The following is a 13,232-nucleotide window of genomic DNA, read 5'->3' as shown; positions in this document are numbered from 1 at the left end:
ATTATTCTTTAATAGTTGATTAATCGATTTGTTTCACACTATAGATACCGGCTTCTTCTTTAGTCATTTCATTGCCGCCTCCGTATCCCGGATTTTGCTTCAAGACATTGCTGACAGAAATTGACTTTTCCGGAATAGGAAAAAGCTCATAATGATCGTCGTTAGTAGGTTTATGATCCCACCAAGAACCTGTTGTATACAACCCCCAACGACGAAGATCGGTACGACGACGCTGTTCACCCAGAAACTCGACCATCCACTAATCAAGAATCCGGTACTTGTCGATATTCGTTTCGGTCACCGGATCAGGATCGGCTTTATTCTCGAAATTGCGTTTACGCACTTCATTGAAAAGATTGGCTGCTTCTTTTTTATAGCCGCTTCTATATTTACATTCAGCAAGCATATAATAGATTTCAGCAAAACGAATAACCGGATAATCCGGATTAAAAGCAATGGTTTTGTCGATATTGTCGGGAACCGGTAGTTTGCACAAACGTATTCCGGAATTCTCTTCCCCAGTACTTATATTGGAGGGAAGCTCATTCACTGAAGAATATTCTCCATCTTTCACTTTCTTGAATTGTGCCACCTGATCGACAAATTCAAGAACCTCACCCGGATATTCGTACAGTCCCGTACACTTCACCTCTGTACCACTTCTTGATGTACGCTGTAATTTTCCATAAAGGAACATTCCTTCGTATTTTCCATTCCCTTTATACAAGTACAATTTTTTACGAAGATCTTTATTGTTGAATTTGGCAAAGGGTCGCCCGAGCTTATCCGTATAGGGATCCCCATTGGGTTTAAGAGACGGCTGAAGATGCATACCATTAGTAGAGGAATAGCCGCTTAGATCAAAATAGTTCTTTGCATTATAATGATTATAGCGTTCGAACTGCCATTGAAACAAAGTGCCTTTTGCATATTGCGACTGAACAGACCACATTACTTCCTTAGATTTATTATTGTCGAAAGTGAAAGGACCGAACCAGTCTTCCTCCAATTCGTAATAACCGTATTTGCCATCTAATAGATCCTGGCAGACCTGCGCACATTCAGCAAAACGGTTCTCTCCCATGTAGACTTCCGCATTAAAATATAACTGAGCAAGAAGGGCGGCGGCAGTTCCTTGACGTAAATAGCCTTCTTCCAGCATATCTGCTCTTTTTTTCTCTAATTTGGGAATAGCGGCAAGCAACAGTTCTTCCACATAATTAAAGGTTTCGCGTGCAGTGGAACGTGGAACTTCCTCGGTAGTAGAGCGCCGGTAAATAGGCATACCCCCATAGAAATCAAGTCCCCGCAGATAAAAATAGGCAACCAATGTCTGAAGTTGCATCTGATGATCTGCTTTCAATTCTTCCGTCATGCCCAGTGATACATAATCCACACCGGATAAGTCTTCCTTACAAGCTAAAGCCATTGCCACTCCCATGCCTACCCCACGCCAGGTTTCTTCGTTGTTGGGGTGAAGAGGTGTCCAGTCGTGATGCTGCAGTTGGGAATATCTGACATCATTGTAATGTATTCCTTTTTGTGTGACACACATCTCATCTGTTGTACATTCTTGAAGAGTGGCACGGTCGAATCCGTGAAACCAACGCCAATGTGTGAAAGAGCGTACCAAGAAAGAATAAACAGTTTCCTTAGACGTGAAATAAGTGTCCGGAGTGACTTCGGAATACCACTTCTCATCCAGATTTGTACAACCGGATGACACCAGAAGGGTGAGGAAGGAGATAATGATTAAAATATTTCGTCTCATATCATTTTATTAGTTTATAGGTACTTTAATATTAGAATTGGATTTTCATACCAACGGTATATCTACGAGTTTCAGGATAAATATTATTAAACCATTCATAACCAGGGTCCAGTCCGTTGACATTCACTTCCGGATTAAGTCCTGAATATTTCGTGAAACATGCCACATTCCGGACGGTCAGGTAAAGATCAATCTTATCTATATATTTCTGCCACTTTTTCATGTTAAGAGAATATCCCAGACTAATGGCGTCTATCTTTAAGAAAGTGCCGTCCTCAAGCCAGTAATCGCAAAGCTGCTTTACTTCTTTGATGTGCCGGTTGTCAATGTACGCATTGCGAAGAACGTTCTGGCCTGCTACTTCAGAAAGTCCATAGTACATATTTATGGTATTAAACACGTCGAAATCGATCCAGCTACGCAGGTTGATACCTAAAGAGAGGTTCTTGTAAGTGAAGGTATGATCCCATGATACCATCAATGCAGGAATAGCATTACCGATGTACCGCTTGTCATCATAGGTCTTCTTATCGCTAAGAATCACATTGTCGTTCTTATCATACAGAAGCCATCTTCCATTATCCGTGATACCGGCATATTTCCAGATATAATAGCTTCCGATCTTTGTTCCTGCTTCAATTCTTCCGGCTGATCCGTTCGTTCCCGGTGACGGGAATCCTACACGATCCTGGTAAGTATTATTCCCCCACAAAGAGGTAATTTTGGAAGAAGAATGGGATAGACGCATGGTAGTTGTCCAGTTAAAGTCTTTCGTTTTAACAGGCACTCCGCCAATCTCAAACTCCCATCCGGTATTCTCAAGATTACCATAATTCATGGTCGTTTTCTCGTAAACGGCGGGAGGATTGGGTACACTGATATTGTATAACATTCCGGAAACTCTTCTTTTATATATATCGAACTTTCCAAAAAGCCGGTTATTCAGAAACGCATAATCCAAACCGATGTTAAGCTCTGCTTTCTTTTCCCAATGCAAGTCATTATTGACATTACGAGCCGGTCCATAAGAAGTGATCCATGTACCGTTATAAGGCCACATTGAATTGGAGGAGTACATGGCTGTGGATGCTCCTGCAGAGAAATTGTTATTTCCCGTCACACCATAACCGACACGTACTTTGAGGTCATCAAGAAAACTGACATCATGCAGAAAGGCTTCATTGGATATACGCCATCCACCTGATACAGCCCAGAATGTTCCCCAGCGATGATTCTTTCCAAATTTGGAAGATCCCTCATGACGAACACTTCCGGTAACCATATAGCGATCTTTATAGCTATAATTCGCCCGACCAAAGAAGGAGATAAGACGTTCACGAGGATATTTGTGAGAAGACATAGCTGCTTTTCCATCAGAAAGCCAGCTGCCTGTTCCCATATCCCAAGCTCCTACTCCATCCACAGGGAAATCGTAGTTAGACATATCAAAATTTTCAGAATTGTTTTCCCAATAGCTATATCCGGCCACCGCACTGACTGTATGGTCATCTGCAAAAACACGCATGAAATTAATGGTAGGTTCAAAAGAAACATTGACTGTTTTACTATATCCGTGAAATCCCTTTCCTTTATAACTTCCATTCAAAGACGTTCTGTGTAATGCGGATACATAATGCGTCTGTTGATACTGGCGATCTTCCCAGCCGAGAGTGGCTTGTGCCGAAAATCCGGCAGGCAGATTGAGCTTTACCGTAGCATCCGCCTTGAGCCATTTATCAACATTATCCGTCTGCTTGAGCATAACTTCCGCTAATGGATTGTAATATTCACTACCACCAACCAATACATTATAGCCTGTTTCACTAGTACTATCATAAACATGTTCCGTTGGATTCATCTTCAATGCCATGTCGAAACAGGAACTACTGCTCCGCTGATCCCGATGTGCTTCACGATATTCTGTATGTAAGCCTATTTCCAGCAAGTCATTGAGAAGATTAAAGTTTGCATTGATACGCCCCGAATAGTCTTTACGATTATCGCCTATCGCAATACCTTTCTGATCCTGTGCCATAATAGTGGCATATATTCTGGCTGTATGTCCCCCTCCCGAAAGGGTGACAACATGGCGCTGGGAAAGTGCTCCCTCATTTAAAAGTTCACCGTACCAATCGGTAGACGCTCCCAAATCTGTTCCTACACCGAACCTCGCGAAAGCATCGCGATCCAGGACCTGTGGTCTTCTGGAAACTTGTTCGGTGGACAGCTCGCCTGTATATGATAATGTGATAGGACCTTCTTTCGCTTTCTTGGTAGTCACGAGAATGACACCACCAGCTGCCCTTGTTCCGTAAATAGCACCTGCAGAGGCATCCTTCAAAACATCAATGGATTGAATATCTTCCTGACTGATAGAACGCAAATCACCACCAGGAATTCCGTCTATCACAATCAAAGGGGAAGAAGAAGCATTGATGGAAGCTACCCCACGAAGCTGGAAACTAGCAGAGGCATTCGGACTGGAAGTTTCGGAAACATTCATACCGGAGATTTTTCCTTTCAGAGCAGTCGCAATGGTAGAGCCTCCCAATCCAGTCACTAAATCTTTTGAAGATATGGAAGTAATGGAGCTGGTCACAGCACGTTTCTCCATTGTTCCATAACCGATAACGACTACTTCATCCAGCAACTGATGATCTTCTTTTAATACCAAAGACAAGCTTGTCCGATTTCCCACCTTTACTTCAAGAGACTGAAAACCGATATATGAAATCAGTAATACAGCATTTGACGCAACTGACAGGTTAAATTTTCCATCCAAATCAGAAACTGTACCTTTCCCGACCACTCCTTTCTCCTGAATACTGGCACCAATCACCGGATCTCCATTCGTATCTACAATCACTCCTTGTATCTTTTTCGAAGTTGCTTCCGTTTGCTCTTGTTTTACCGGTACGGGAACCAGAACGATATACCCTTTTTCTATCTTGTAAGTAAACCCCGTTCCCGCGAGCAACTTATCCAAAACAATAGAGAGTTTTTGTTTCTTAAAATCAACACTCAATGTCCGATTCACATCTATTTTAGTCCGACTATAAGTAATGCTTAATTGAGTCTGACTTTCAATAGCATCAAAAGCTTTCAACAAAGTTATGTTTTTTCCGGCAATAGTAATCAACTGATTCTGCCCATAGATAGTACCCAAAGGGACTATAAAGAATAAGGTTAACAATAAAATACGCAAATTACTGGTATGTTTTATAGTAAAATAAGAATTAAAATTCATACTTTTGTATATTAAATGAATACTACATTTAAGGTTCACTATTTCCTAAAATTTTAAATGATAACGGTATTTATTTCGGGTTGGACAAAAGGATCAGTTTTGTCCAACCTTTTTATGGATGGGTACCTCCTTTCTTACTCTTATTCGCCGGTGAAGCAGCTGTCAGTATCACAACCTTATTGTCTGTGACCTTGCTTTCCATACCTCCGACGGTCATTGTTACAATATGAATTGCTGCTTGAAGAGGTTCGCCCTTTCTAAGCTTAATGGTATATAAATCATTTGTGTATAAATGCGGTTCTGCCTTTATTTCTACATTATAATGTCGTCCCAATGTGTTCAGAATATCCTCCAGATGGCAATCGACAAAATTCAATTCACCACGTGTCCAACCGGAAGCCATCATCACATCTATTTTTCGTTTTTCATAATTCTTAGTCAGGTGATTGTATTCAAGTTGTTCACCGGGAGTAAGAATAAAACAGCTGTCTGGTGCCAGCAGGTTATTGATTTGCACTTTTCCATTTTCAAGAGTTGTAGTCGTTTTCCTGTCTTCCGAATATGCCTGTATATTAAACTTCGTACCTAAAGCACGAACTGATAACAAAGATGTCTTGACAATAAACGGATGTTTCTTATCCTTATGGACATCAAAATTCGCCTCTCCGGAAAGATAAACAGTACGTGTATCGCCTCGAAAGCTTTTCGGGTAAATGATACTGCTCTCCGAATTGATCTGTACCTTTGTCCCATCCGGCAAAGTCAATTCTCCCCGTTCACCCATGGGAACAATATATTCTACCAATTTGCAAGAATCAGTATAATCATTTATATAATACCACGATAATAGCACTGAAAATAAGGGGATTAATATCATAGAAGCAATGCGAAGAAGTGGTTTGATTTCCCAATGCGGTTTTATTATCGGATTTGCAAGTCCCGCTTTACGCCGGACCTCATACCATGAACGCCGGGTAGCCTCATCAGGTTCAGCGATGATATTCATCCACTCTTCCTGTATAGCTTCTTCTTTATCTTCTGCATCAGCAGGAGAAACCAGCCAACGCCAAAACTTCATCTGCAAGGAGTTTTGCAGGGGATGGCGAACAAAAAAATGTATTAGTTCTGATATGCTTTTCTTCTTCATGATTTTATCCGTTTATTAATAAGATGCACGAGATAGAATACACACACAGTCTAAAAGCTATTTTTTCTACTTTTTTTGAGAAAGGAGAATAAAAGAAGAGTTTTTGTCAATAGGAAGTGGTTTTATTTAGAAAAGATAAAAGTGCTTCAGCATCTTGCGGATATCAGCCAATGCTTGTGTGAGATGGTTTTCTACAGTCCGTTTGTTTATTGCAAGCAGTTGCGCTATCTCATCATTGTTTTTGCCTTCTTTACGGCTCATCTCATAAATTCTTTTTCGTTGGGCGGGCATTTGCTCTACCGTATGCTGTATCAACAACAGTAATTCTTCAGCAAACATATTTTCTTCGATGTTTCCCGCACCCTCATTCTGCTGACGGGAAAGATTCTCCTGTTGCTTTTCTCCATATTCATTCACCAAAAGTATATGTCGTAAATGCTGGTACACAGCATTCCGGGAAGTCCGATAAAGGTAGGCATTCAGATTTTCGATTTTTGCCATCTCCTCACGCTTCTGCCATAGTTTGAGGAGAATATCTTGTGCAAAGTCCTCGGCCGTTATATCATCCTGAAGCAAACCGGATATAAAACGTTTCACTCTCGGGAAATAACGCATAAACAAAACCTCAAAAGCTTTCTCATCTCCTCGTGACAAAGCTCTCAACAGTATTTGCTCTTCTGTAAATTCCATTTGCAACTATTGTGTTTAAGTATTAGTTGCAGCAAATATAAGAATTTTCCTATTAGCAATGAAATTAGAAATTCTTTATGAAAGGGTTCTAAGACAAATATAGCCGGATAATATTTCATACCCGGCTATATATTACGTGCATATTACTTATATATCACTTGCTTTTATTTAGTTCTTCAATGTCTGTGCCTTACTCTTCTCTGCCCAGGCTTTCTCCATCCCATAGAAGTTTATTTCCTGTCCTGCAGGCTTCCCATCCAGCTCCGCCTGTTTCTGCTCAAAGAAGGCTTTCCAACACTGATAATACAAGTCTTTCAAAAGTCCACTCCATTCCCGATGCGAATAATCATGTAGTCCGCCTTGATTGGCAGCAATGCTATCTCCCCAGACTGTGATTAATGCGGAAGCATTCCATTCGTACAATCGCTTTTCTTCTTCTGTAGTTCCCAGAGAACGAGCTGCATTCAACCAAGAGGAAACGGAAAATTCTTTCCGGGTAGATAACAAACGATCCTGTGCCAATATCAAGTCCAGGAATTGCTGTGTTTGTTTGCGGAAATCCTCTTTGTCCTTTCGGTCATAGCTCTGTGATATTTCTTCAAGTAACACATTTCCTTTATCGGCATTACTCTGACGTACGATGTCTACCAAGTCATACTCAAAATTGTTGTTTCCTTTATACTGGTCGGCAACGGAAGTAAATAGCCGGGCTGCCTTTGCAGTAGAATCGGGAGCATAAAATAGTTTGGAATATCCCCAAGTGGAAGTTCTATCCAGATGGAAACCCGGACGGGCACATAACAAAGACTCAATGGTTCCTTCACCCTGATAATCTTTCGGAGCATTGTAAACGGTGTATTCCAATGCACGCCAAGCCTCCATTATTTCCGGTGAAACTTCTCTGCCATAACGAGCTTTCAAGTAAGTCTGCAACCATTCATCGGAAGAAAAGCGTTCTTCACGCCAAGGAAGTTCATAAAGGAGTTCGAACATCACCGGATTATTCTCTATGCCCTCCGGGGTTGCTCCTACTCCATGCAACATTTTCCCATTAGTGTGTGCACAAGCATCATAATACCCGTTCACCAGCTGATTCATCCGGCCGTGCAAACCAACATTACCTCCAAAATTCAGCAACATACAATAAAGCCAGTCGTGTTTGCCAAAGCCCTTTTCCCGATACCACATGGAATCCGGATCTCCCCATTGGGGACGTTTCTCACTATATAAATCTAAAACGAGCAAATCTCCCTGATTAAGAGAAGCAATCATTTCTTCCCGAGGATTTGCCTGCCAGGCCTGAATAATCCAAACAGCCTCCGGATTGGCTTTCTTCATAGCTGCCATAATGGAAGCACCGGTTTTCGCCAAGTCTACTCCTTCCGTGTTACCTCCCTCATGAAATGGATCCATGCTGTAATAGTTGGCTTTTCCATAGAGTTTCTCCAATTCCTCATAATACATAGCGGCAAAAGAATCGAAGTGTTCATCTTCCGTAGAAAGGAAAGCCGGACGGGGGAATCCGCACCACTTACCGGGATCAGCAATCTGATAACCGAGTTTTTCACCGATGTTACGGGGAACCATTCCAGCATATCCGGGGAATACAGGCTCAATACCCAACTCCCGCATACGGGCTACGATCTTCTTCTGAAGCGCTTCTTGTTGCTGATACCAGCTATCGGGATTCGGTCCACCCCAACCCTCCAGATTATTCATTTGCCACCAAGCCATAAAGGCCGGGCCGGAAATAAATTCATTGACTTCTTCTGTTGTGTATCCCAAACGTTTCAGCAAATTGTACCAGACCACCTCCATTCCGGTGATGCTCAAAGGCATATTGATGCCATGCATTGCCATCCAGTCTATTTCTTTTTCCCAACGCTCCCAATCCCAGAAAACCATGGAATAAGAATAAGTGCAATAGTTCAGATAATATCTGTTCTGCATGGATGTCTCCTTACGTATCTTTTCTTGTGGAAGCGGTAGTATTTCCGGTAACTTCTGCGAAAGATTATTCCAGGAAAGATGAATACCGGCTACATATTTCAGATACCAGTTCAACCCCGTAGCCAGAGACAAATCAGAGTTTCCGGTTATCAGCACTTTACCGTCTTCAGAAGATATTTCAAAATAATCTTTTAACGGATTGTTTTCATCAGCAATCATCCGAAAAAGAATTCGATCTTTCGAAGTACCTTCCGTCACACGATCTGCCAATGTATTGACAGGAGACTGTTCGGTTTGGCAGCTACACATCCATGTAGCCCCCAATAATAGAATGAATAAAAGACGTGTATACATAGTTTTATTTACAGTTTGTCAAATATAATAATTAAGAGTCGTATTTTATCTATTTACTACGTTTTATTCAATGAAATAAGAAGAATTGTGGACGACCATATATATTTATATCTTTCACCTTTCCTGATAAGAATGAACCTTTACGAACTTTCACGCGAAAAGCCGAAACCTTATAAATTTCTTTCAGGTCTATAATAACCCGGTGAGGATGGTTAGACTCCACAGCCGCATTCGTATGCCAGAAAGAAGAGATATCTCCATCAAACAGGTTTTCTGCTATTCCCAAGTTCTTATCAGCTTGTTCGCTGCTTACATAAACGACTTCCCATTTAGTTTTGTCAATCGGCTGTCCCTTATCATCTATCAGTTCCACTTCCGAAATGCAGGCCTGATTATCCTCTGTGTAGGAAGACAGAGTCTCTATACAGAAGTGGCGAAGAGTAGTCGCAACCGGTAAATCGAATGACTGCCACTCATTAGTCTCCTGCAAAGTAGTTTTTAATGCAAGATCACCGTCTTCCAGAATCGGAGTGCCTACCACTGCACGACGCTGGCCTTTCTGATAATTCTTATCAATACCCAAACTATCCAGAATGGGTTGATTCAATCCTTGCAAAACACGCTTACCCGTATCTTCCATTTCAAACACTACAATTTCATTTTCTCCCTCTTTCAGCCATGGAGCGGGCAGATAGAGTGTTTGTTGAGGGCCGATATTCCAGAAACGTCCCAGAGATTTGCCATTTACCCAGACAGCACCTTTGCCCCATTGACTCATATCCACAAAGCAATCACCTTTCTTCTCTACTGTAAACGTTCCTTTATGGAAAGCAGGAACGCCTTTGATGGTTTCGCCAAACTCCATTTCCGAAACTTTTTCTTTATACAGAGGCAATGGAGTAATAGACCATCCGGTCAACTTTTCATTTCCCCACAAAACTTGGCTGGTGATACCTTTCCGGTTAAACAGTATATCGGGGCCATAGTTGACACGTCCGGTATTTTCTACCAGAATCTCCAGTGTGGCAGGTGTCTTCGACACATTCAAGGTCATACTGTTCTGATTGTAACGACGATCCAGGCTGGCTACCTGCTTACCATCTATCAGGATCACAGCATAGTCACGCAAATCCTGTATGACAAGTTTCTGTTTTCCCGCTTTTTGAAGTGTGGTCTGATAATGAATATATCCGAAATCAACTCCCAAATCTTCCATCGACAGCACATTTTCGGACTGGGTAGTCTGATGAAATGCAGTTCTCAATGAAGCACTCTCCTTTAATTCGACTGTTGCAAAAGTGGTAGTCGGATTATCTTCTGGAACTTCCGGCAGTACTGTTCCCGCAGGCAGGTATTTCTGAATCACTTCCCTGAATGCATGATATTTGGGATAACAATTTCCCCATTCACCCAAGGGAGCGTCATAATCATAGCTTGTGGGCTGGGGCTGATAACCGCCTCCGGTATTGGCTCCATTGGTATACTCAAAGTTTGTACCACCATGAAACATATACATGCTGACAGAAACACCGTGGCTCAACATCCAGTCCAGCTGTTCGGCGGGACGTTCATAAGCAACAGAGGAATGTCGTCTGCCCCACTCATCAAACCAGGCCGGATAAAACTCCGCTACAAAATAGGGACCGCCCTTTTGATACTTATCTATCACTTTGAATATATCTTCACCAAACACTCCGTTCAATGTAGGCAGTGCGCCCTCAGTATGTCCGGCTTCCACTTGTCCACCACCGTCGCAGGTAAATAGCGGAACATTGAACCCTGCTTCTTTAATCATATCGCGGATAGCGGCAAGATACCCTTTATCCGCTGCATACGATCCATATTCATTCTCCACCTGCACCATAATAATATTACCTCCATTATTGATGGTCAAAGGAGACAGTTGTTTGCCAAGCTCTTTGATATATCGTTCACAATAGGACAGAAAACGCGGATCTTTACTGCGATAAGTCATATCCTTTTCTTTCAGCAGCCACGACGGGTAACCTCCGAAATCCCATTCTGCACATACATACGGACCGGGACGAAGAATCACATACAGTCCCTCTTCCTGTGCCGTACGGATAAATTCCGCAATATCAGCCTGTCCACTGAAGTCAAACTCTCCCGGCTGACGTTCATGGAAGTTCCAGAAGACGTAGGCAGACACCGTATTCAGACCCATCGCACGCGCTCTCTTCAGGCGGTCGCGCCAATACTCGTGCGGAATGCGGGGATAGTGCATTTCTCCACAAATCAACTGAATATCCTTTCCCTCGATAGTAAAAGTACCATTTCCTATTCTAACCTGTTCCTTGGGGGAGGAACAGGATGAAATTAGAAATGATACTATGATGTTAAGTATAACAAGTACGGTTTTATGATTTTTGTTCATCTTCATTCAAATAAGATGTGAGTTTCAAATACTCCGACCGCAACATGAGATCTGTTCTATACGGTCGGAAGTATTCATCAATTTATTTTTAGAATGTAACTGTTCCGAACAGGTTCACGGCATATTTGTCTGCATCATCATACCAATGAGTCACATTCTCTGTTTTAGCAAACTTAATGGCATATACCGAATTGTATTTCCAATCGGCTACTTTTTCGGGCATCCAGATTCCCACTTTATAGGTTCCGCTCACACCGGCTGCCACACTTCCTTTGATAGTGTATTTCGCAGCCTGATTCGGTTCCTGTTCGGTAGCCGGAATCCAGGTTTTAGGATCCACATCCAGTTTGAATTCTTTCACTACCTGGCCGCTTTCGGAAACCAATACGAGATATACCTCTTTCGGATTAATCACCGTAGCAAAACCGGTATTTGTAATCGTCAGATCGTATTCCAAGTTTCCACCTTTTGCTTCTACTTTCGATTCACTTTGAAGATTCAGACGATAGCCCAAATGGTCGCGTACAAAATCATAGAATGAACGGACAACTTCATTGCCCTCCTCATCTTTGAAGTAACTCTCATCAAACAGAATGTGATTATCATTTAATAAAGCGGGATTTACCTTTACCCGTTTCCAACTCATGATATTCAAATCATAGTTTTGCGTCACATCAAATGCCGAGTAACGGTGTTCGCGCAAAATACGCAGTGATTTTATCGGACTAATCAACTCTGCCAATCCCCATTCTGTATCCTCATTATAAGGGATCTCACCACTCATATAGAAATTGTTCACTTTCACCTCTTCCGTTATCTGCTTGTAATCATCCGTATTAGGAACAAAGTCATTGCCCGGTGCAAGCGGATGTTCGCCGGCTGTAAAATAATCATTCGCATATCCGATGCGTCCACGAGATCCTTCCTGTTCCAGTGTCAACGCTTTCTTATGATTCGGATAACGCATTTCTACACAATAAGGTGCAGGCAAGGCTCTCAATAAAGCACTGACGATTGCATTCTTCGCACTCTGGTCATTCATCAACGGAGAAGTATGCCACTCTCCCCAAGCACCGATAAAACCAACCTGCATGGTAGCAATTTGTCCAATGTATTCATTCAAAAGAGGAGTAAGTTGCTCGATGTGCCGAAGAATCCATTGTTTGGATTCGCCACCGGAAGTATTCAGTCCGGCGTGATTGTATGCAAAACGAAGAATGGCTTTATACCCCTGCGCTTTCATCAACTCGAATATCTTGCGGATATTCGACAGAGCTTCAGCATCCAGGTCTTTACTCACCCAGTTAGTTAAGTAGATATATTGCTGTACAAGAGTCAGGTTGTCGTCCTTTGCATCAAATTGCTCTACTTTCTTCGTATACAAATCATTGCCATAAACCTCATAATCATTATATGGACTTTTCATTTGGTCGGCAAGCAAATTACATTCCAAGTGGAATCCCCTATCGGGATTCCTTAGCGACTCGATCGGTACAATATTTCCTGTTACCTCCGGAGTTTCCGGTTCACTCGTTCCGTCTTCTTCTCCATATTGTCCCGCATATACATCTATTGTATCAGAACAAAAGCTACACATAATACCTAATAATAAGGTAGATAATATGGTCATAGTTTTCTTTATATTGATTAACATGATTGATATACTTTTAATTTTCAC

The 13,232-nt window shown here is 41.9% G+C and carries 6 protein-coding genes and 1 pseudogene; all 7 read right to left on the bottom strand.

Going from position 1 to position 13,232, the window contains the following annotated elements:
• Window positions 1-19: 19 nt before the first annotated feature.
• Window positions 20-1,771 (bottom strand): annotated as a pseudogene (locus N5O98_RS27610) (RagB/SusD family nutrient uptake outer membrane protein).
• A 31-nt stretch (window positions 1,772-1,802) separates the two neighbouring features.
• Window positions 1,803-5,018 (bottom strand): SusC/RagA family TonB-linked outer membrane protein, encoded by a 3,216-nt coding sequence (locus tag N5O98_RS17400; protein WP_032855968.1) that lies wholly within the window; start codon window positions 5,016-5,018, stop codon window positions 1,803-1,805.
• A gap of 112 nt (window positions 5,019-5,130) precedes the next feature.
• Complete coding sequence (locus N5O98_RS17395) at window positions 5,131-6,165, bottom strand: FecR family protein (protein ID WP_004309818.1); 1,035 nt, start codon at window positions 6,163-6,165, stop codon at window positions 5,131-5,133.
• 126 nt (window positions 6,166-6,291) lie between these two features.
• Entirely contained in the window at window positions 6,292-6,855 is a 564-nt protein-coding gene (locus N5O98_RS17390; RefSeq protein ID WP_004304646.1) for an RNA polymerase sigma-70 factor, read from the bottom strand.
• 168 nt (window positions 6,856-7,023) lie between these two features.
• Window positions 7,024-9,159: an alpha-N-acetylglucosaminidase gene (locus N5O98_RS17385; protein ID WP_004309819.1), complete on the bottom strand. Its 2,136-nt coding sequence runs from the start codon at window positions 9,157-9,159 to the stop codon at window positions 7,024-7,026.
• A gap of 67 nt (window positions 9,160-9,226) precedes the next feature.
• Window positions 9,227-11,554, bottom strand: coding sequence for a beta-galactosidase (locus tag N5O98_RS17380; RefSeq protein WP_022199121.1), 2,328 nt, complete (start codon window positions 11,552-11,554; stop codon window positions 9,227-9,229).
• Window positions 11,555-11,642: 88 nt separating this feature from the next.
• Entirely contained in the window at window positions 11,643-13,208 is a 1,566-nt protein-coding gene (locus tag N5O98_RS17375; protein ID WP_004325013.1) for a DUF4874 domain-containing protein, read from the bottom strand.
• Window positions 13,209-13,232: the final 24 nt, after the last annotated feature.

It is taken from the genome of Bacteroides sp. LFL-34, from assembly GCF_027257075.1.
In the GTDB taxonomy this organism is placed as follows: domain Bacteria; phylum Bacteroidota; class Bacteroidia; order Bacteroidales; family Bacteroidaceae; genus Bacteroides; species Bacteroides ovatus.
The sequence above is the reverse complement of the archived record's forward strand: the minus strand, read 5'-3'. Positions and strand labels throughout refer to the sequence as shown.

Coding starts and splice junctions, on each gene's coding strand:
- N5O98_RS17400 (WP_032855968.1), bottom strand. CDS start 5,018: ATGAATTTTAATTCTTATTTTACTATAAAACATACCAGTAATTTGCGT.
- N5O98_RS17395 (WP_004309818.1), bottom strand. CDS start 6,165: ATGAAGAAGAAAAGCATATCAGAACTAATACATTTTTTTGTTCGCCAT.
- N5O98_RS17390 (WP_004304646.1), bottom strand. CDS start 6,855: ATGGAATTTACAGAAGAGCAAATACTGTTGAGAGCTTTGTCACGAGGA.
- N5O98_RS17385 (WP_004309819.1), bottom strand. CDS start 9,159: ATGTATACACGTCTTTTATTCATTCTATTATTGGGGGCTACATGGATG.
- N5O98_RS17380 (WP_022199121.1), bottom strand. CDS start 11,554: ATGAACAAAAATCATAAAACCGTACTTGTTATACTTAACATCATAGTA.
- N5O98_RS17375 (WP_004325013.1), bottom strand. CDS start 13,208: ATGTTAATCAATATAAAGAAAACTATGACCATATTATCTACCTTATTA.